Below are 18,988 nucleotides of genomic sequence, written 5' to 3' on the forward strand. Positions count from 1 at the left end.
GGTGGTTCTTATCGACATCGCGTCTAATAACTCTCGCCCCAGGGGGCCGGCCCCGGGAACGACGAAGCCCCGCCACCGGGGCGGGGCTCACGAAGGCTGCCGGAAGGCGGCGGGATCAGACCGCCATGGCGAGCATCAGCGGCGCCGCGCGGGCGGCGAGCAGTTCGGCGGCGGCCTTGAGCCGGTGGACGTTGTCGACCGGCATCGAGGTGGCCAGGCAGCCGACCGTGCTGCCGGCGGTCACCGGGACGGCCGCGCACACCGTGCCGAGCGCGTACTCCTGGATGTCCAGCACCGGGACGGTGGCCGGCTGGCGCTCCAGGCGGTGCATCAGCTGGTCGGCGTCGGTGATGGTGCGCGAGGTGAGCCGGGCGACCGGGTGGCGGGAGAAGTGGTCCAGCCGGGCGTCGTGGTCGAGCTGGCTGAGCAGGCACTTGCCGATGGCGCTGGCGTGCGCGGTGGCCCGGAAGTCCACCCACTCCTGCACGGCCGGGGCGTGGTCGGCGGCGGAGACGGCCTCCACCGACAGCTCGCCGTCGTGGTAGCGGCTGAAGTACACGGCCGCGCCCAGCTCGTCGCGCAGCTCGGCGAGCCGCTGGTTGAGCCGGATCCGCACCAGCTGCTCGCGGTTGTGCTGGCCGAGCAGCGCGAAGGTCCCGCCGAGCACCCAACCGCCGTCCTGGCACTGGAGGTAGCCCTCGATCTCCAGGATCTCGGCCAGCCGCCGTACGGTCGGCAGACCGAGCGAGGTCTCCCGGGCGAGCGAGACCAGGGTGGCCCCGTCCTGGTGCCGGTCGACCGCCTCCAGCAGTCTCAGGGCGTGCTGCAGGGAGGTGAACGGGCCGGGCGCGCCCTGGTCCAGCGTGGCGTGACGACCCGGGGCTGGTGTCGACATGTCTCCCCTTCCGACGAACCGGCGCGCGGAACGACCGCGGGCTTCTCCAGCCTAACCACCAACGGGGCCGGTCAGTTGCCGCTCGGCGGATATTCCCGCCGGTACTGGCAAGGTACTTGACCGGCATATGCCACGGCGTCGCTTCCGTCCCATGGATCGCCGTCGCGGCCCGCCCCCGGAGAGCCGGAACGCGCCGTGGCCGGGCCGCTCCCCACTGCCCCGGGGGAACGGCCCGGCCGTGGTCGCCGGGGTGCGGGCCCCGGCGACCGGAGGGTGGGGCGGATGGCCTGTCGGAGCGTCAGTCGTCCTCGCCCGAGCGCAGCTTCGCGACGGCGGCGGCCAGGCGCGAGCCGTACTCCTCGTCGGCCGCGTGGAAGTGCGCGAGGTTCTTCTCCACGATGTCGTCGCGCGACACCTGGGCCAGGAAGCCCGCGATGTTGCCGATCAGACGGGCCTTCTCGCCGTCCGACATCAGCCGGTAGAGCTCGCCGGCCTGGAAGAAGTCGTCGTCCTTGGCGTGCGCCGGCGTGGTGTAGGTGCCGGTGTGGCCGCCGACGGCGGACGGCGCGGCGAGCGCGCCGTCGGTCTGGGCCGGGCCGTCGTACGAGTTGGGCTCGTAGTTCTTGGCGCGGCCGGCGGAGTTGGCGGCCATGAAGCCGTCCCGGCCGTAGTTGTTCGCCTCGGTGGCGCGCGGGGCGTTCACCGGCAGCAGGGTGTGGTTGACCCCGAGGCGGTAGCGCTGGGCGTCGGCGTAGGCGAACAGGCGGCCCTGGAGCATCTTGTCCGGGGAGGGGCCGATGCCGGGCACGAAGTTGTTCGGCGAGAACGCGGACTGCTCGACGTCGGCGAAGACGTTCTCCGGGTTCCGGTTGAGGACCAGGCGGCCGACCTTGACCAGCGGGTAGTCGGCGTGCGGCCACACCTTGGTCAGGTCGAAGGGGTTGAAGCGGTAGTCCGCCGCCTCGGCGACCGGCATCAGCTGGACGTAGAGGGTCCAGGTCGGGAACACCCCGCGCTCGATGGCCTGGTGCAGGTCGCGCTGGTGCGAGTCGGCGTCGGCGCCCAGCACCTCGGCGGACTGCCCGCCGTCCAGGCTGCGGACGCCCTGGTTGGTCTTGAAGTGGTACTTCACCCAGTACGCGTCGCCCTGCTCGTTGACCCACTGGTAGGTGTGCGAGCCGTAGCCGTTCATGTGCCGGTACGAGGCGGGGATGCCGCGGTCGCCGAACAGCCAGGTGATCTGGTGGGTGGAGGCCGGCGAGTGGGCCCAGAAGTCCCAGACGTTGTCCGCCTCCTGGACGCCCGTGTACGGGTCGCGCTTCTGCGAGTGGATGAAGTCGGGGAACTTCACCGGGTCCTTGATGAAGAAGACCGGGGTGTTGTTGCCGACGAGGTCGTAGTTGCCCTCCTCGGTGTAGAACTTCACCGCGAAGCCGCGCGGGTCGCGCACCGCGTCGCCGGAGCCCAGGGCGCCGGCCACGGTGGAGAAGCGCAGGAACAGCTCGGTGCGCTTGCCGACCTCGGAGAGGAAGGCCGCCCGGGTGTACCGCGAGACCTCGTCGGTCACCTCGAAGTAGCCGTACGCGCCGGAGCCGCGGGCGTGCACGACGCGCTCCGGGATGCGCTCGCGGTTGAAGCGGGCGAGCTTCTCCAGCAGCTGCTGGTCCTGGATGAGCAGCGGGCCGTACTCGCCGGCCGAGGCCGAGTTCTGGTTGTCGGCGACCGGGGCGCCGGACTCCGTGGTCAGGATCTTGGGCATGGAGGGTCCTTCGGGAGGGGAAAGGCGGTGCGTGGTACGGGAGTCGGCGGTGGGTCAGACGCCCAGCAGGCGCCAGCTCGCGGAGCGGCGGCGGGAGGAGTGCTCGCCGTCGGGGCCGTCGGCCGGCAGCAGCCCGGCGACGGCGGTGGAGAGCGCGGCCGGGCCGGCGAACGGGCGGGCGGCGGTGAGGGAGGCGGCCTCGTCGGCGGTCAGGCCCGCCTCGACGAGCGCGGCGGCGGCCTCGGCGGCGGGTACCGCCTCGAACCAGCGCAGGGCGAGGGCCGCGCGGCCGGCCTCGGTGAGGCGGCCGGTCAGCCGCAGCCGGGCCAGGCCGCCGTCCGGGTAGACGTTGATCCGCACGTGGGTGACCGGGCGGCCGAGGTCCAGCCGGAAGCGGTGCCGGGTGTCGGGCTGCAGGCGGGTGCGGGGCAGGACCGTGAACCAGCCGTCCGGATCGGTGGACGGGTCCCCGCCGGCGGAGGCGTCGTAGCCGACCAGGTCGGCCCAGCCGGGGGCGTTGGCGACGAAGTGGGTGGTGTCCACCTCGGCGGCCAGGACCTCACCGCCCCCGGCCAGGGCGATCCGCACCCAGTCGTTGGCCTTGTCGCGCCGACGCCGGGTCTCCCAGCCCTCGCCCATGACGGAGGCGCGACCGGGAGCGTTCAGGTTGTGCGGGGAGGAGAAGTAGCGGTCCGACGCGGCCTCGGCGACCCCGCCGTACTCCTGGGCGGCCAGGTCGAAGGTGAGGCCGTCCAGCTCGCGCGGGTCGGGCAGCACCTCGCCGTGCACCCGCAGCCGGGCCACGCCGCCGTCGGGGAAGATGTTCAGCCGGACGTGGGTGTACCGGGTGCCGTCGGCCACCTCGAACTCATGGGCGGTGTCGCCCCGCAGCGGGGTGCGCGGCAGGATCTCCACCCACGCGGCCTCCCCCAGCTCCTCGGGCGAGGGGTGGCCGGGGACGGCCGCGGCCTCGACGGAGGCGGACTCCGGGTAGTTGCCGGTGAAGTGGGCGGTGTCCACGATCAGGCCGCGGATCACTCCGGCGGCGCCGAGCCGGACGATCGTCCAGTCGTGGTCCTCGTCGGTGGGGTGCGGCTGCTCGGCGCTCACGCCGCGGCGGCGCTTGGACTCCCAGCCGTCCATGATCTGGCCCTTGTGGCCGAAGGTGTGCGGGCGGAACTCGGCGGGCCTCGCGACCAGCAGGTTCTCGGCGTCCGCGAAGGTGTCCTCGTTGGTGGCGACGACGCCGGCGCCCAGCGCGCGGGAGGCCAGGTCGACCAGCTCGGTGAACGGAGCGCTCGGGGGGTTGACGGTGCTCACTGGTTCTCCTGACGTCGGTTCGGGCGGGTGATCTGACGACCGAACGGCTCGGCCGCGGTGTCGACGACCCGGCCGCGGAGCCAGGTGGTGCGGACGGCACCGGTGAGCGTCCGGCCCGCGTACGGGGTGACGGGGTTGCGGTGGTGCAGCTCGGCCGCGCGGACCGCGAACGCGCCGTCCGGGTCGAAGGCGACCAGGTCGGCGTCGTGGCCGACCGCGATGGCGCCCTTGGTGCCGGCCAGGCCGGCCAGCTCGGCCGGGCCGCCCGCCATCCAGCGGACGACGTCGCGGAGCGTGTGGCCGCGCCGGCGGGCCTCGGTCCAGACGGCCGGCAGGCCCAGCTGGAGGGAGGCGATGCCGCCCCACGCGGCGGCGAAGTCCCCGCTGCCGCCGAACTCCGGCAGCAGCTTGAGGTCGGGGGTGGACGGCGAGTGGTCGGAGACGACGGCGATGAACTCGCCGTCCGCCAGGGCCCGCCAGAGCGCGTCCCGGTTGGACTCGTCGCGGATCGGCGGGCAGCACTTGAACGCGGTGTCGCCGTCCGGCACCTGCTCGGCGGCCAGGGTGAGGTAGTGCGGGCAGGTCTCGGCGGTGACCGCGACGCCGTCCGCGCGGGCCTGCCGCAGCAGCGGCAGCACGGCGGCCGAGGAGACGTGCAGGATGTGCACCCGGGCGCCGGTGCGCCGGGCGGTGTCCAGCAGCCGGGCGACCGCGGCGGTCTCGGCGTCGGCCGGGCGCGAGGCCAGGAAGTCGCGGTAGTGGACGCCGGGTTGCTGGGGCGCCGCCTCCAGCACCGCCGGGTCCTCGGCGTGGATGATCGCCAGCGCGCCGATCCGGGCCTGCTCGGCGAGGGCGGACTCCAGGTCGGCCTGCTCGACGTGCGGGAACTCGTCGACGCCGGACGGGGCGAGGAAGGACTTGAAGCCGAACACGCCCTCGCGGTGCAGGGGTTCGAGGTCGGCGGTGTTGCCGGGGACGGCGCCGCCCCAGAAACCCAGGTCGACCCAGGCCTGCCCCTCGGCGGTCTTCCGCTTGGCCGCCAGCCCCTCCACCGTGGTGGTGGGCGGGATCGAGTTCAGCGGCATGTCGATGATCGTGGTGACGCCGCCGGCCGCGGCCGCCCGGGTGGCGGTGGCGAAGCCCTCCCACTCGGTGCGGCCGGGCTCGTTGACGTGCACGTGGGTGTCGACCAGGCCGGGCAGCAGGGCGGTGTCGCCGAGGTCGGTCAGGTGCCGGTCACCGGCCGGCAGCGAGCCGTGGGCGGCGATCCGTTCGATGCGGCCGTCCCGGATCAGCACGTCCGCCGGACGCTCGCCGTCGGGCAGGACGACCCTGCGGGAGCGGATGACCGCCGTCTCGCTGCGGGACATGGGGGACCTCCGAAACCTGGATACGGGTGGGGTGTGCCGAAGGGATGTCCGGAGCCTAGAACCGCCTTCAACAAAACGTCAATGTAGGAACGTACGAGCGATTCGCCCGCTCCCGGGGGCTCGGCGGACCGGCCGGGGGCTCAGCGGACCAGCAGCTCGCGGGCCAGCCGCTCCCCCGCGACCTCGGCCAGCTCGGCCGCCCTGGTCAGGCTGTCGCCGGGCCGCTCGGCCAGGTCGGTGAGCGCGTACGCCGCCGCGAAGCCTGCCGCCCGCCACTCCCGCTCGGACAGCTCCAGCCGCCCTGCCACAGCGGCCACCCGAACCCCCGCCCGGGCGGCCGCCGCGGCGACGCCGGCGGGGGCCTTGCCGTGGAGCGTCTGCGCGTCCAGGCATCCCTCGCCGGTCACGACGAGGCGTGCCCCACGCACGGCCTCGTCGAAACCCAGCAGTTCGAGCATCAGCTCGATGCCGGGTCGCATGGTGGCGCCGAGCAGGGCGAGGGCGGCGAAGCCCACCCCGCCCGCGGCCCCGGCGCCCGGGGCGTCCCGGACGTCCCGCCCGACCGCCTCGGCGACCACGTCGGCGAAGCGGGTCAGGCCCTCCTCCAGGACGACCAGGTCGTCGCCGTCGGCGCCCTTCTGCGGGCCGTAGACCGCCCCGGCGCCACGCGGGCCCAGCAGCGGGTTGTCCACGTCGCAGGCCACCACGACCTCCACCCCGGCCAGGGTGTCCGCCAGCGGGCCGAAGTCCACCCGGGCCAGCCGGCGCAGGGCCGCGCCGCCGGGCGCGAGCTCGGCGCCCTCGGCGTCGTACAGGCCGACGCCGAGGCCCTGGACCATGCCGGCCCCGCCGTCGGTGCCGGCACTGCCGCCGAGGCCGAGCACGATCCGCTTGGAGCCGAGCGCAACCGCCCGTCCGATCAGCTGTCCCACCCCGTAGGAGCCCGCCGCCAGCGGCGCGGTGCGGCCACCGGGGAGCCGGGCCAGGCCGGAGGACTGCGCGAGTTCGACCACCGCGGTGTCGCCCCGCACGGCGAGCGCCGCGGCCACGGGCAGTCCGGTCGGGCCGGCCACCTTGGCCGGGACCCTGGTGAAGCCGGCCGCGAGCGCGGCGGCCAGGGTGCCCTCGCCGCCGTCGGCGACGGGCAGTTCACGGACCTCGGCCCCGGGCGCCGCGCGGCGGATGCCGGCCGCGAGGCGCGCCGCGGCCTCGGCGCCCTCCAGCGTGCCCTTGAACTTGTCGGGAGCTACGACCACATGGCCCGGTCGGGGGGTGGCGGACATCGAGGGCCTCATTTCCGGGCGTCTGGCGATGGTACGGAGTCGGGCGGGCCCGGCGGCGCGCGTCGGGTCACCCTCAGCTTGTGCCCACGGGGCCGGCGCACCAAGGCCCGCGGACCGCGGCCCCGGCGACCCGGACCCGGGCGGCCGTGGTGCGCCCCCTCCCCGCCGTGTTCCACTCGTCCCGCTTCCGACGTACGAGTGGCTCCCCTCGGCGGGGAGGGGCCGGGCGGCGCGCGGCGGGCACGACCGAAGTGCCCCCCACAGGGATGGCGCGCCACCGGTCTGGAACGGCCGGCGGGCGGGCGGATGAGCCCCTGCCCGGCCGCCGGCCGGATCTGGCCTCCTGGTGGCGCGGGCACGACCGGATAGGTACACGCCACCAGGAGGAGCTTTCGACGGGTGGGACCCGTTACCCGAGCTCGCGGCCCGACAGGCGCTCGACGCCGCGCAGCAGCGCGGAGTGGTCGAGCGAGCCGTCGCCGTTGGCGCGGGCGGAGGCCACCAGCTGGGCCACCACGGCGCCGACCGGCAGGGCCGCGCCCACGGCACGGGCGGCGTCGGTGACGATGCCCATGTCCTTGTGGTGCAGGTCGATCCGGAAACCGGGGGCGAACTCGCGGCCGAGCATGTTCGCCTTCTTGCGGTTGAGCACGGTGGAGCCGGCCAGGCCGCCGCCGAGGACGTCCAGCGCGGCGGCGAGGTCGACGCCGGCGTTCTCCAGGAAGACCACGGCCTCGGCCAGGACCTGGATGTTCACCGCGACGATCAGCTGGTTGGCGGCCTTCACGGTCTGGCCGGCGCCGGCCGGGCCGACGTGGACGACCGTGGTGCCGAGCGCGTCGAACAGCGGCTTCGCCTCGGCGAAGTCCTCGGCGGCGCCACCGACCATGATCGACAGGACCGCCTCGACGGCGCCGGCCTCGCCGCCGGAGACCGGGGCGTCCAGGGTGCGGACGCCCTTCTCCCTGGCGGCGGCCTCGACCTTGATCGAGGTCTGCGGGGTGATCGAGGACATGTCGATCACGAGGGTGCCCGGCCTCACGTTCTCCAGGACGCCGCCCTCGCCCAGGATGACCTGCTCGACCTGCGGGTCGGCCGGGACCATGGTGATGACGACCTCGGCGTCCTTCACCGCGTCGGCGATGCCGGTAGCGCCGTGGCCGCCGGCGGCGACCAGCGCGTCGATCTGCGGCTGGGTGAGGTTGAAGCCGGTGACGTGGTGGCCGGCCTTGACCAGGTTGGCGGCCATCGGGCTGCCCATGATGCCGAGGCCGATGAAGGCGATCTTGCGGCTCATCGCGTCGTTCCTTAGGTCGGGGATGTCTGGGGAGGGGAGGGGAGGAAGGCGGCCACCCGTACGGGCGCCTCCCGCACGGGCGCATCCCGCGCGGGGCGGACTACTCCGCGGCGCGCAGCTCGCGCGGCAGCCAGGCGAAGCTGTCGGCGCTGACGCCGTTCGCCGGGCGGTACTCCAGGCCGATCCGGCCGGTGTAGCCGACGGCGGTGAGGCGGGCGAAGAGGTCCTCGAAGTCGAGCCCGCCGGTGCCCGGCTCGTTGCGGCCGGGGGTGTCGGCGATCTGGACGTGGCCGATCCGGTCGGCGTAACGCTCGATGACGCCCGCCGGGTCCTCGCCGTTGCGGGCCAGGTGGTAGAGGTCGCAGAGGAAGCGCGCGTTGCCGAGGCCGGTGGCGGCGTTGACCTTGTCCACGACCTCGACCGCGGCCTCGGCGGTGACCAGCGCGTAGTCCGGGGACTCCGCCGCGTTGAGGGTCTCGATCAGCAGGATCGCGCCGACCTCGTGGGCCGCCCGCGCGGCGAGGACGAGGTTCTCCAGCGCGAGCGCGTCCTGCTCGGCCGGGTCGACGCCCTCGACCCGGTTGCCGTAGAGCGCGTTGAGCGCGGTGGTGCCGAGCGAGCCGGCGAGGGCGGCGGCGACCGGGACGTTGGCCCGGAAGCGCTCCTTCTCGGCGGGTACGGAGACCGTGCCGCGGGCGCCCTTGGAGAGGTCGTCCAGGAAGTTGAGGCCGGTGAGCCGCACACCGGCGTCGGTGAAGGCCTTGCGCAGCGCGTCCAGCTCGGCCTCGGCGGGGGTGTGCTCCTCGCCGAAGGGCCACCAGAGCTCGGCGGCGGTGAAGCCGGCGGCGGCCGCGGCGGCCGGGCGCTCCAGGAGCGGGAGTTCGCCGAACAGGATCGACAGGTTGACCGTGTAGCTGTGCCCGGAGGCGGCAGTCACGTCCATCACCTCTTCACTCTCTTCTTCGTCCGCAACTTCCACGATCCGGAAGAGGGATTCTGCTTGGTGGAAGCATGTCCGCCGGGTCGGGCGGGTGTCAAGGCTGCCGCAACAATTTGTTGAAGCTGCCCGGAACCCGCTCCCGAAGGGCTCCACCGCTGTTCGATCGCCCAGTGCGCCGCACCGCCCGACCGTTCGGACGGGCCCGCCGCCCGACCGGCCCCCGACCTCGTACGCCCGCGCTCGCTACAGTGAGCGGGTGCGATTGATGGTGGAGTTCACGACAGAACCGTTCGAACTGGACACGTTCCCGGAGCACGCGGTCGCGGCCCGCAAGGCGGTCGACGACGCCGGCCTGGAGGTCTCGGTCGGCCCGTTCGGCACGGGCGCGGAGGGCGAGGCCGACCAGGTGCTGGCCGCCGTGTCCACGCTGCTGCGCGAGACCCTGGAGGCCGGCGCGACCCGGATCTCCGTCCAGGTCAGCGTGCTCGACCAGGAGGGCGGCGCCCCATGACCGAGGAGCACCTCGACCACCCGCTCGCCGCGGCGGTCAAGCCGCTGCTGGACGCGGTGGGCGCGACGCCCGTCCCGCTGGCCGAGGCCCGCGCCGAGGACGTCGTCCTGGAGTGGGAGGGCGTCCCGGCGCTGGCCGTGCGGCTGCCCCACCTCTCCAGCGCGCTGGACCGGTTGCTGGCCGAGATGACCCGCCAGTTCGACGGGCGTCCGCTGGCCGGGCTGGACCGCCTGGAGAAGCAGCGCGTGGTGGCGCTGCTGGAGGAGCGCGGCGCCTTCACCGTCCGCCACGGGGTGGAGACGGTCGCCTCGGCGCTCGGCGTCAGCCGCTTCACCGTGTACAACTACCTCAACCGCCAGGACGGGACGAAGAAGGACTGACCCCCGCAAGGGGAGCGAACGCCTCCGGTCCGCCCAGTCTGGCGCAGCGGCCCCCGCCCGCACACTTGGCGGATCGCACACGGCGGGCGGCACCGGCGGGCGGCCGGACGAAACGTAACCACCAACCGTTCAACAAAGTGTTGACGGCTTCCGGTGGCCGATCTAGCTTGTGCGGGTGGCACCACTCTTCAGGAGGTCCACCCGTGGCCAACCACCCCCGTTCCCTCGACGCCCTGGCGGCGGCCGACGCCGCCGAGGTCGAGAAGATCCTGCTGGAGGTCTGCTCCAGCCCCCGGTGGGCCGCCGCCGTCGCGGCGTCCCGCCCCTGGTCCGACCGTGAGTCCCTGTTCGCCGCCAACGCGGCGGCCATGGCCGCGCTGACCACCGCCGACCTGCACGACGCGATGGCCGGCCACGCCCGGATCGGCACGCCCAAGGAGGGCGACGCCACCTCCGAGCGCGAGCAGGCCGGCATCCGGGGGGTCGACACCTCGCTCCTCGACGAGCTCCGCGAGGCCAACGCCGCCTACGAGGCCAAGTTCGGCCACGTGTTCCTGATCTGCGCGACCGGCCGTACCGCCGGCACCATGCTCGCCGCGCTCCGCGAGCGTTTCCCCCACGACGCCGCCACCGAGGCGGAGATCGTCCGGGGCGAGCTGCGGAAGATCAACGACATCCGGCTCGGCCGCCTGCTCGACGAGTCGTGACGTCACCCCGCACGGCACCGCGCTACCGTCACCCCGACGGATCGTGACGGACCGTCACTCGGATCCGACCCTGCGTCACCTCTGCCATCAGTAAGGTCACTTCACCCATGACTGGCATCTCCACCCACGTGCTCGACACCAGCCTCGGCCGCCCCGCGGAGGGCGTCCCGGTCGAGCTCGCGCTGCACACCGAGGGTGGCTGGAAGGTGCTCGGCACCTCCGCCACGGACTCCGACGGCCGGGCCAAGGACCTGCCGGCCGTGGAGGCGGGCTCGGTCGTCCGGCTGCTCTTCGACACCGCCGCGTACTACGCGGCGCGTTCCGCGCAGACGCCGTTCTTCCCCGAGGTCTCGATCGTCTTCACGGTCGCGCCCGCGCAGCACCACTACCACGTGCCGTTGCTGCTCAACCCGTTCGGATACTCGGTCTACCGCGGAAGCTAGACCGCTCGATTGATTTGGGAGCCATGCCATGGCCCACGTGCTCGGTCAGAACCAGTACGGCAAGGCGGAGAACCGCATCGTCCGGGTCTACCGTGACTCGACCCGTCACGAGATCAAGGACCTGAACGTCTCGGTCGCCCTGCGCGGCGAGTTCGACGACGTCCACCTCACCGGCTCGAACGCCAACTGCCTGCCCACCGACACCACCAAGAACACCGTGTACGCCTTCGCCAAGGAGTACGGGATCGAGTCGGCGGAGGCCTTCGGCATCATCCTGGCCCGCCACTTCGTGGACGACACCGAGCGCGGTGTGGTCCACAGCGCCCGGATCCGGATCGAGGAGTACGCCTGGGACCGGATCAGGACCCCGGACAGCTCGGCGCGCTTCATCGGCTCCGAGGAGGTCGGCCACTCCTTCGTCCGCAACGGACAGGAGACCCGCACCACCGAGATCGTCTACGACGGCGAGAGCGTCCAGGTGATCTCCGGCCTCAAGGACCTCGTCGTCATGAACTCCACCAACTCGGAGTTCTGGGGCTACATCAAGGACAGGTACACCACCCTCCAGGAGGCCTACGACCGCATCCTCGCCACCCAGGTGACGGCCCGCTGGAAGTACGGCTACAGCGGCCGCGACGGTGAGGCCCAGCCCAACTGGAACCGCTCCTACACCCACGTCCGCCGCCACCTCCTGGAGGCCTTCGCGGAGACGTACTCGTACTCACTGCAGCAGACGCTGCACGCGATGGGCACCCGGGTGCTCAACAACCGGGCCGAGGTGGACGAGGTCCGCCTGGAACTCCCCAACAAGCACCACTTCCTGGTGGACCTGGAGCCGTTCGGCCTCAAGAACGACAACGAGGTCTACTACGCCGCCGACCGGATGTACGGCCTCATCGAGGGCACCGTGCACCGCGACGGCGTGATACCGGTCATCCCGGTCGCCTGATCCGCCGCACCGCCCGCACCACCCGCCGGTCGGGCTCCTCCCGGTGCTCGCGGCCCGCCCTCCCGGTGCCCGGCCCGCTCGACGGCCGTCCTGCTCGATCCGCCGTCCCACCACGTCGGATCCGCCCGCCGGCGGCCCGCCGACGAACCGCCCGGCGCGACGGTGCCGACGGCGACACCGTCCTGACCCACCGGGCGGGCGCGCCCCGCGTGCCCGCCCGGCCCTCCCCCATAGGAGTTCCCATGGCAGTCCAGCCCCCGCCCGCCGATCAGCGGATCGTGATCGAGAACGTCGCCGTCGCCACGGTCGACGCCGACGACACCGAGTACGCCCGCGGCCACGTCGTCATCCTCGGCAACAGGATCGAGTCGGTCGGCGACGGCCCGGCCCCGGCCTGGCTGGACAACGTGGTGCGCCGGATCAACGGCGAAGGCCACCTGGTCACCCCGGGCCTGGTCAACACCCACCACCACTTCTACCAGTGGATCACCCGCGGCCTCGCCCAGGACCACATCCTCTTCGACTGGCTGGTCGCGCTCTACCCGACCTGGGCCCGGATCGACGACCGGCTGGTCCACGCGGCCGCCCAGGGCTCCGCCGCCGCCCTGCTCAAGTCTGGTTGTACGACCGCCTCGGACCACCACTACGTGTTCCCGAAGGACGGCGGCGACATCCTCGGCGCCGAGATCGAGGCCGTCCAGGAGCTCGGCATGCGCTTCACCGCGCTGCGCGGCTCGATGGACCGCAGCAAGAAGGACGGCGGCCTGCCGCCGGACCACGCGGTCGAGGACACCGAGTCCGTCCTCATCGCCTCCGAGGCGGCCGTCGACAAGTACCACGACGCCTCCCCCGACTCCATGCTGCAGATCGCCCTCGCGCCCTGCTCCCCCTTCTCGGTCTCCACCCGGCTGCTGCGCGAGTCCGCCGAGCTGGCCCGCCGCAAGGGCGTACGGCTGCACACCCACGGCTCGGAGACGGCCGAGGAGGAGGAGTTCTGCAAGCAGCTCTTCGGCATGGGCCCGACCGACTACTTCGAGTCGGTGGGCTGGCTCGGCGAGGACGTCTGGATGGCGCACTGCGTCCACATGAACGACTCCGACATCGCCAAGTTCGCCGAGACCGGCACCGGCGTGGCGCACTGCCCGTCCTCCAACGCCCGCCTCGCGGCCGGCATCGCGCGGGTCCCCGACATGCTGAAGGCCGGCGTGCCGGTCGGCCTCGGCGTCGACGGCACCGCCTCCAACGAGTCCGGCGAGCTGGGCACCGAGCTGCGCAACGCGCTGCTGATCAACCGTCTGCACGGCTACCCCACCGCGCTGACCGGCCGCCAGGCGCTGCGCCTGGGCACCATGGGCGGCGCCCGGGTGCTCGGCCGGCACAACGAGATCGGCTCCATCGAGGCGGGCAAGCTCGCCGACCTCGCCCTGTGGAAGGTCGACGGCATCATGCACTCCTCGATCGCCGACCCGGTGGCCGCGCTCACCCTCGGCGCCCTGCCGCCGCTCGCGGTGCTGTTCGTCAACGGCAACGCCGTCGTCGAGAAGGGGCAGCTCACCACCGTCAACGAGGACCGCATCGCGCAGGCCTGCGCCCGCGCCGCCCGGGAGCTCGCCGCCCGTCCCGTCTGACGCTTCCCGATCTCCGGGCCGCCCAGGGACGGTGCGTCACCCGGACTCCGCCGGCCCGCCCCCGACCGGGCGGCTGGCGGACCGCGGCCCCGGACCCACGGCGAGGGTCCGGGGCCCCGACGTCCCCGCCCGCCGAGCCGGCCTGCACGGGCACGAGTACGTCATCGAGGTCTGATCGCGGCCGGCACCCACGCCGACGGCCGGCACCCCGGGTGGGGGCCGGCCGCCGGGCGTGCGCGCGGGCGGTCAGGCGGCGCGGCCCAGGGTGGCCAGGTAGGGGCGCCAGCCGCCGTACGCGGTGATCTCGCGGTGGACGCCGCGCTCCAGCTCACCGCGGGCGAGCACCATGGACAGGCAGGGACTGCCGTCCTCCAGGGTGATGACGCCCAGTTCGAGCTCACGGGGCTCGCCGGGCAGGATCACGTCCCGCAGGTGCTCCAGGGTGATGTCGTACAGCTCGCCCTCGACGGCGGTGCCGACGGACGGGTCGGGCAGCAGACCCGGGCAGACGTCGCCGATGGAGAAGAAGCGTTGACATCCTCCCCGGCCCAAAGGCCGGGGATTCCCGCCTGCTCCCACCGGATGGGTGAGGGTTTCGGGTGGGTTCCTGCTTCGCCGCGCTGTGCGGGCACGGGTGCCCGTCTTACCTGCGCTCCACAGGCTGTCACCGCCAGTCCGGCGGCCTTGGCGACGTTGACCGCCGCGTTGATGTCCCGGTCGAGGGCGGTCCCGCACGCCCGGCAGGTCCATGTGCGGACGTGCAGGGGCTTGGGGCCGTCCTTGACGCCGCACCGCGAGCACACCTGGGACGTCGGCTCGAAGCGGCCGATCCGGATGAGGGTGCGCCCGTACCGTGCGGCCTTGTACGCCAGCATGGCGGTGAACCGGGACCAGCCGGCGTCGTGCACCGACTTGGCCATGCGGGTGCGGGCGAGTGCCTTCACCGCCAGGTCCTCGACGGCGATCGCTTGGTTGTCGCGGATCAGCCGGGTGGAGACCTGGTGGTGGAACTCGCGCCGCGCATCCGCGACCCGGGCGTGTGCGCGGGCGACCTCGGTGCGGGCCTTGGCCCGGTTCTTCGATCCCTTGGCCTTGCGGGACAGGTCGCGCTGCGCCTTCTTGAGTTTCTTCTCGGCGCGGCGTAGGAAGCGGGGGCTGTCGATCTTCGTGCCGTCGGAGAGGATCGCGAAGTGCGTCAGCCCCAGGTCGATACCGACCACGCCGCCGGTGTCGGGCATGCGGGCCAGGTCCGCGCCGGGGTCGCTCTCCACGACGAACGAGGCGAAGTACCGGCCGGCCGCGTCCTTGACCACCGTCACCGTGGACGGGGCCGAGGGCAGGATGCGCGACCACGTCACGTCCAGGTCGCCGATCTTCGGCAGGGACAGCTTCCCGCCCGGCGTGATCCTCCACCGGGCGTTCGCGGTGAACCGGACCGTCTGCCGGCTGTCCTTGCGCGACTTGAAGCGCGGCGCGCCCACGCGCGGGCGTTTGCCCTTCAACCCGTCGAAGAAGTTCCGGTAGGCGGTGTCCAGATCCCGCAGGGACTGCTGCAACACGACGGCCGACACCTCGCCGAGCCACGCCCGCTGCGGGGTCCTCTTCGCCTCGGTGATCAACGCCTTCGACAGCTCGCCCGACCTCGGGAACGGCAGCCCGGCCGCGCGGGCCTCCTCACGGACGCGCAGCGCGTCGTTGTACACCGTCCGCGCGCACCCGAACGCCCGCGCCAGCGCCGCGCGCTGACCCGCCGTCGGGTAGACGCGGAAGGAGTACCTGAGCTGCACAACGGCACCGTACCGCGCTGATCCATGACCAAGTATCAGAAACTTCGCACCGTGCTCCACCCTGCACGCCCACTTCGCTTTCGTGACCGAGTACCGGCACAAGGTGTTCGCCGACCGACACCTGACCGACCCGAAGAGATCACGCGGAGCGCCCGCACCGACTTCGAGGTCGAGCCGGTCGAGTTCGACGGCGAGAACGACCACGCCCACCCGCTCGTGAACCTCCCACCCAAGACCGCCCCGCCCAAGCTCGTCAACAGCCTCAAGCGCGCCGGCTCCCGCCGGATCCGCCAGGAGTTCCCCGACCCGGTCAAGCACCACCGGCGCGCACAGCGCCTCCGGTCCGGCCCGTACGTCGCCGGCTCCGCCGGCGGCGCACCCCTGTCGGCGGTCCGCCGGTACATCGAGCAGCAGAACCACCCGGCCTGAACGCCTGCGGCGGGCGCCGTCCACCGCGCGGGAGAGCGCCCACCGCCGGCGTCAGAGCAGGACTCGGAATCGCTCCACCACCGGGCTGAAGCCCGGTGCACCGCGATTAGTCCTGGTAGCCGGGGGCGGTCCGGACCGGGCCGACCAGCGCGTCGGCCACCGAGGCGTGGAACGGGCCGCCGACCATGGCCTGGCCGTTGAAGAAGATGCGTGCCATCGGGAATCCTCAGGGAAAGGGAGAAGCCGTTCCGCACGGCGACGCGAGGACGGGTGGAAGGGTCGTCGCCGTACGGAACGGGGCAAGGGGACGGGTCTCAGCCCAGCAGGGGCAGCGCGGGGAGGGTCAGGAAGTCCGCGAAGTCCTCGGCCAGGGCGACCTGTTCGAAGAGCCGGGCGGCCTCGGGCCAGCGCCCACCGGCGTAGACGTCGTCGCCCAGCTCGGCCCGGAGCCCGGCCAGCTCCTCGGCGACCAGCCGGCGCACCAGCTCGGCGGTCGTCTTCTCACCGGTGTCGGCGAGCACCACGCCGTTGTTGATCCACTGCCAGATCTGCGAGCGGGAGATCTCGGCGGTGGCGGCGTCCTCCATCATGTTGAAGATGGCGACCGCGCCGTGGCCGCGCAGCCAGGCCTCGATGTAGCGCACGCCGACCTGGACGGCGTTGTGCAGGCCCGCGTGGGTGCAGCTGCCGCCGGCGCCGGCGATGTCCAGCAGTTGCTCGGCGGTGACGGGCCCGGCCGGGCCGGGGTTCTCCTTCTGGTGCGGGCGCTCACCGAGGACGGCGTCGAAGCAGGCGCGGGCGACCGGCACCAGGTCGGGGTGGGCGACCCAGGAGCCGTCGAAGCCGTTGCCGGCCTCGCGCTCCTTGTCGGCCTTGACCTTCTCCAGGGCGGCCGCGTTGACCTCGGGGTCACGGCGGCTGGGGATGAACGCGGCCATCCCGCCGATCGCGTGGGCGCCGCGCCGGTGACAGGTCCGCACCAGCAGCCGGGTGTAGGCGGCCATGAACGGCGAGGCCATGGTGACGCTGTTGCGGTCGGGCAGGATGAAGTGCTCGCCGGCGTCGCGGAAGTTCTTGACGATCGAGAACAGGTAGTCCCAGCGTCCGGCGTTGAGGCCGGCGGCGTGCTCGCGCAGCTCGTAGAGGATCTCCTCCATCTCGAACGCGGCGGTGATGGTCTCGATCAGCACGGTGGCGCGGACGGTGCCGTGCGGGATGCCGAGGGCGGCCTGGGCGTGGGTGAAGACGTCGTTCCAGAGCCGCGCCTCCAGGTGGCTCTCGGTCTTCGGGAGGTAGAAGTACGGGCCGGAGTTCGGATCCTCGGGGCCGCGGGCGAGCAGCCGGGCGGCGTTGTGGAAGAAGTAGAGGCCGAAGTCGAGGAAGGCGCCGGCCACCGGGGTGCCGTCGACCAGCAGGTGGGTCTCGTCCAGGTGCCAGCCGCGCGGACGGACCACCACGGTGGCGAGTTCGGCGGCCGGGCGCAGCGCGTACTCCTTGCCGGCCGAGGAGGTGAAGTCGATCCGGCCCTCGAAGGCGTCGATCAGGTTGATCTGGCCGGTGACCACGTTCTCCCAGGTGGGGGCGGTGGCGTCCTCGAAGTCGGCGAGCCAGACCCGGGCGCCGGAGTTGAGCGCGTTGACGACCATCTTGCGGTCGGTCGGGCCGGTGATCTCGACGCGGCGGTCCTGGAGGGCGGGGGGCGCCTCGGCGACCTGCCAGTCGCCCTCGCGCACGGCGGCCGTCCCGGGGAGGAAGTCCAGCGTGCCGGTGCGGGCGATCTCGGCGCGGCGCTCCTTGCGCCGGGCCAGGAGCTCCTGCCGGCGGTCCTCGAACGCGCGGTGGAGGCCGACCACGAACGCGACCGCCTCCGGGGTGAGCACCTCCTCCGCCCGCTGGACGCGCGGACCGGCGACAGTGACGACCGGAGCCGGAAGCGGGGCTCCTTGATCTGCGGCCATGGGCGGGACACTCCTAAGACGGTTGAGCCTGGCGAAGGGAGCTCCGGTGGGAACTTCCTCGATCTGAAACCGCTCCAACGGGAGGGCTAGATTCTGTAAGGTGGAGACTAGTTTCCGCGATACAGAATTTCAACGTTTTGTTGAGGTGATCGCTGGGACTCTACTCCTCCCCCGACAGCGAAGGGAACGCCGGTGGTCCCGACCCCCGACTCAGCATCGACGACGGGCAGCGACCGCGCGAGCGGCGGCGTGCAGTCCGTCGAACGCGCCTTCCTGCTGCTGGAGGCACTGGCCGACTCCGGCGGGGTGGCGACCCTCAGCGAGCTGTCCACCTCCTCCGGGCTGCCGATGCCGACCATCCACCGCCTGGTTCGTACCCTCGTGCAGCAGGGCTATGTCCGCCAGGACACCGCCCGCCGCTACACCCTCGGCCCGCGGCTGATCCGGCTCGGCGAGACCGCCGGCCGGCTGCTCGGCAGCTGGGCCCGCCCCTACCTGGCCGAACTGATGGAGGCGACCGGCGAGACCGCCAACCTGGCCGTGCTGGAGGGCGGCGAGGTGGTGTACGTCGGGCAGGTGCAGTCGCGGCGCTCGATGCGGATGTTCACCGAGGTCGGCCGGCGGGTGCAGCCGCACTGCACCGGGGTCGGCAAGGCGCTGCTGGCGCAGCTTCCGGAGGAGGAGGCGCGGGCCGTGCTGGGCCCCGACCCGCTGCCCGCGCACACCCCGTACACGGTCACCGACCCGCAGGAACTGCTGCGCCAGCTGGCCGAGGCGCGCGAGCGCGGCTACGTGGTGGACGACCAGGAGCAGGAGATCGGGGTGCGCTGCATCGCGCTCGCGGTCCCCGGCGCGCCGACGCCCACCGCGCTCTCGGTGTCCGGCCCGGAGGCCCGGATCCGGGCGCTGGAGGAGCAGGCGGACAGCGCCTCGCTGGTGCCGGTGATGCACCGGATCGCGGCCCGGCTGGGGCAGGTCCTGGCGCCCTGACGGGTCGTCGGGGCCGCCGCACGGGAGCGGCCGCCCGCCGCCGCACGGGTCGACCGTGCGCCGCCGTACGGGTGTCCGACTCTCGAACGGGCGCTGCGCCGATCGGGCGGTACGAGGGCGGGTTGCGACGGTGCCGGGGAGCCGGTCGGTCAGTCTGGTGCGGACGCGTCCCGCGACGGCGCGGGGCGGCTGAGCACAAGGCAGGTGAGCGGTGATGTCCCGTAGGAGAACCGTTGGCGGACTGCTGAGCAGATCGCTGGTGGCCGGTTGCGCGCTGGCCGCGGTGGCCGCCGGCCCGGCCTGGGCGGGCCCGAGGCCGGTGCCCGAACCGGCCGATCCGCC

The 18,988-nt window shown here is 73.1% G+C and carries 17 protein-coding genes and 1 pseudogene; 8 read left to right on the plus strand and 10 right to left on the minus strand.

The window, feature by feature from the left end; all coding sequences use genetic code 11:
- Nucleotides 1-115 precede the first annotated feature (115 nt).
- From ACWEQL_RS20590 to ACWEQL_RS20620, 7 genes and pseudogenes are all read right to left on the minus strand, one after another.
- Entirely contained in the window at nt 116-895 is a 780-nt protein-coding gene (locus ACWEQL_RS20590) for an IclR family transcriptional regulator (RefSeq protein ID WP_452151712.1), read from the minus strand.
- A 298-nt stretch (nt 896-1,193) separates the two neighbouring features.
- A complete protein-coding gene (locus ACWEQL_RS20595; RefSeq protein ID WP_452151713.1) occupies nt 1,194-2,654 on the minus strand; it encodes a catalase in 1,461 nt (486 codons plus the stop codon).
- A gap of 267 nt (nt 2,655-2,921) precedes the next feature.
- A pseudogene (gene alc, locus ACWEQL_RS20600) lies at nt 2,922-3,974 on the minus strand (allantoicase); the annotation flags it as partial.
- The gene (gene allB, locus ACWEQL_RS20605; RefSeq protein WP_452151714.1) at nt 3,971-5,344 is read right to left on the minus strand and encodes an allantoinase AllB; all 1,374 of its coding nucleotides are present in this window, start codon (nt 5,342-5,344) and stop codon (nt 3,971-3,973) included. The pseudogene alc and the gene allB, both read right to left, overlap by 4 nt.
- Before the next feature lie 140 nt (nt 5,345-5,484).
- The gene (locus ACWEQL_RS20610) at nt 5,485-6,627 is read right to left on the minus strand and encodes a glycerate kinase (protein ID WP_452151715.1); all 1,143 of its coding nucleotides are present in this window, start codon (nt 6,625-6,627) and stop codon (nt 5,485-5,487) included.
- A 409-nt stretch (nt 6,628-7,036) separates the two neighbouring features.
- A complete protein-coding gene (locus ACWEQL_RS20615) occupies nt 7,037-7,924 on the minus strand; it encodes a 2-hydroxy-3-oxopropionate reductase (RefSeq protein WP_452151716.1) in 888 nt (295 codons plus the stop codon).
- A gap of 100 nt (nt 7,925-8,024) precedes the next feature.
- On the minus strand, nt 8,025-8,867 hold the full coding sequence (locus tag ACWEQL_RS20620) for a TIM barrel protein (RefSeq protein ID WP_452151728.1): 843 nt from the start codon (nt 8,865-8,867) through the stop codon (nt 8,025-8,027).
- A gap of 262 nt (nt 8,868-9,129) precedes the next feature.
- Here ACWEQL_RS20620 and ACWEQL_RS20625 point away from each other — a divergent pair, with 262 nt between their 5' ends.
- From ACWEQL_RS20625 to ACWEQL_RS20650, 6 genes are all read left to right on the plus strand, one after another.
- Complete coding sequence (locus tag ACWEQL_RS20625; RefSeq protein WP_452151729.1) at nt 9,130-9,375, plus strand: thiamine-binding protein; 246 nt, start codon at nt 9,130-9,132, stop codon at nt 9,373-9,375.
- A complete protein-coding gene (locus ACWEQL_RS20630; RefSeq protein WP_452151717.1) occupies nt 9,372-9,755 on the plus strand; it encodes a helix-turn-helix domain-containing protein in 384 nt (127 codons plus the stop codon). Before ACWEQL_RS20625 ends, ACWEQL_RS20630 begins: the two co-directional genes overlap by 4 nt.
- 203 nt (nt 9,756-9,958) lie before the next feature.
- Nucleotides 9,959-10,462 carry a 2-oxo-4-hydroxy-4-carboxy-5-ureidoimidazoline decarboxylase gene (uraD, locus tag ACWEQL_RS20635; RefSeq protein ID WP_452151718.1) on the plus strand — a complete coding sequence of 168 codons (504 nt, stop codon included), beginning with the start codon at nt 9,959-9,961 and terminating at the stop codon, nt 10,460-10,462.
- A 107-nt stretch (nt 10,463-10,569) separates the two neighbouring features.
- Nucleotides 10,570-10,905 carry a hydroxyisourate hydrolase gene (uraH, locus tag ACWEQL_RS20640; protein ID WP_452151719.1) on the plus strand — a complete coding sequence of 112 codons (336 nt, stop codon included), beginning with the start codon at nt 10,570-10,572 and terminating at the stop codon, nt 10,903-10,905.
- A gap of 28 nt (nt 10,906-10,933) precedes the next feature.
- The gene (pucL, locus tag ACWEQL_RS20645; protein ID WP_452151720.1) at nt 10,934-11,854 is read left to right on the plus strand and encodes a factor-independent urate hydroxylase; all 921 of its coding nucleotides are present in this window, start codon (nt 10,934-10,936) and stop codon (nt 11,852-11,854) included.
- A gap of 242 nt (nt 11,855-12,096) precedes the next feature.
- Nucleotides 12,097-13,482, plus strand: a complete 1,386-nt coding sequence (locus ACWEQL_RS20650) for an 8-oxoguanine deaminase (protein WP_452151721.1) — start codon at nt 12,097-12,099, stop codon at nt 13,480-13,482.
- A gap of 246 nt (nt 13,483-13,728) precedes the next feature.
- Here ACWEQL_RS20650 and ACWEQL_RS20655 read toward each other — a convergent pair whose 3' ends face one another.
- Complete coding sequence (locus ACWEQL_RS20655; RefSeq protein ID WP_452151730.1) at nt 13,729-14,001, minus strand: allophanate hydrolase-related protein; 273 nt, start codon at nt 13,999-14,001, stop codon at nt 13,729-13,731.
- On the minus strand, nt 13,902-15,269 hold the full coding sequence (locus tag ACWEQL_RS20660; protein ID WP_452151722.1) for an RNA-guided endonuclease InsQ/TnpB family protein: 1,368 nt from the start codon (nt 15,267-15,269) through the stop codon (nt 13,902-13,904). The genes ACWEQL_RS20655 and ACWEQL_RS20660 overlap by 100 nt, the downstream gene beginning before the upstream one ends.
- A gap of 24 nt (nt 15,270-15,293) precedes the next feature.
- On the opposite strand from ACWEQL_RS20660, the gene tnpA reads away from it, so the two are divergent.
- A complete protein-coding gene (tnpA, locus tag ACWEQL_RS20665) occupies nt 15,294-15,698 on the plus strand; it encodes an IS200/IS605 family transposase (RefSeq protein WP_452151723.1) in 405 nt (134 codons plus the stop codon).
- A 314-nt stretch (nt 15,699-16,012) separates the two neighbouring features.
- Here the strand turns inward: tnpA and aceB are convergent, their stop codons facing one another.
- Complete coding sequence (gene aceB, locus ACWEQL_RS20670) at nt 16,013-17,656, minus strand: malate synthase A (protein WP_452151724.1); 1,644 nt, start codon at nt 17,654-17,656, stop codon at nt 16,013-16,015.
- 192 nt (nt 17,657-17,848) lie between these two features.
- Between aceB and ACWEQL_RS20675 the strand changes: the two genes are divergently transcribed.
- Nucleotides 17,849-18,646 (plus strand): IclR family transcriptional regulator, encoded by a 798-nt coding sequence (locus tag ACWEQL_RS20675; RefSeq protein WP_452151725.1) that lies wholly within the window; start codon nt 17,849-17,851, stop codon nt 18,644-18,646.
- Nucleotides 18,647-18,988 lie beyond the last annotated feature (342 nt).

The organism is Kitasatospora sp. NPDC004240 (genome assembly GCF_053603215.1).

What these genes read in the sequence shown, in the direction of transcription:
- ACWEQL_RS20590 (WP_452151712.1), bottom strand. Translation starts at nt 895, where the DNA reads ATGTCGACACCAGCCCCGGGTCGTCACGCCACGCTGGACCAGGGCGCG.
- ACWEQL_RS20595 (WP_452151713.1), bottom strand. Translation starts at nt 2,654, where the DNA reads ATGCCCAAGATCCTGACCACGGAGTCCGGCGCCCCGGTCGCCGACAAC.
- allB (WP_452151714.1), bottom strand. Translation starts at nt 5,344, where the DNA reads ATGTCCCGCAGCGAGACGGCGGTCATCCGCTCCCGCAGGGTCGTCCTG.
- ACWEQL_RS20610 (WP_452151715.1), bottom strand. Translation starts at nt 6,627, where the DNA reads ATGTCCGCCACCCCCCGACCGGGCCATGTGGTCGTAGCTCCCGACAAG.
- ACWEQL_RS20615 (WP_452151716.1), bottom strand. Translation starts at nt 7,924, where the DNA reads ATGAGCCGCAAGATCGCCTTCATCGGCCTCGGCATCATGGGCAGCCCG.
- ACWEQL_RS20620 (WP_452151728.1), bottom strand. Translation starts at nt 8,867, where the DNA reads ATGGACGTGACTGCCGCCTCCGGGCACAGCTACACGGTCAACCTGTCG.
- ACWEQL_RS20625 (WP_452151729.1), top strand. Translation starts at nt 9,130, where the DNA reads ATGGTGGAGTTCACGACAGAACCGTTCGAACTGGACACGTTCCCGGAG.
- ACWEQL_RS20630 (WP_452151717.1), top strand. Translation starts at nt 9,372, where the DNA reads ATGACCGAGGAGCACCTCGACCACCCGCTCGCCGCGGCGGTCAAGCCG.
- uraH (WP_452151719.1), top strand. Translation starts at nt 10,570, where the DNA reads ATGACTGGCATCTCCACCCACGTGCTCGACACCAGCCTCGGCCGCCCC.
- pucL (WP_452151720.1), top strand. Translation starts at nt 10,934, where the DNA reads ATGGCCCACGTGCTCGGTCAGAACCAGTACGGCAAGGCGGAGAACCGC.
- ACWEQL_RS20650 (WP_452151721.1), top strand. Translation starts at nt 12,097, where the DNA reads ATGGCAGTCCAGCCCCCGCCCGCCGATCAGCGGATCGTGATCGAGAAC.
- tnpA (WP_452151723.1), top strand. Translation starts at nt 15,294, where the DNA reads ATGACCAAGTATCAGAAACTTCGCACCGTGCTCCACCCTGCACGCCCA.
- aceB (WP_452151724.1), bottom strand. Translation starts at nt 17,656, where the DNA reads ATGGCCGCAGATCAAGGAGCCCCGCTTCCGGCTCCGGTCGTCACTGTC.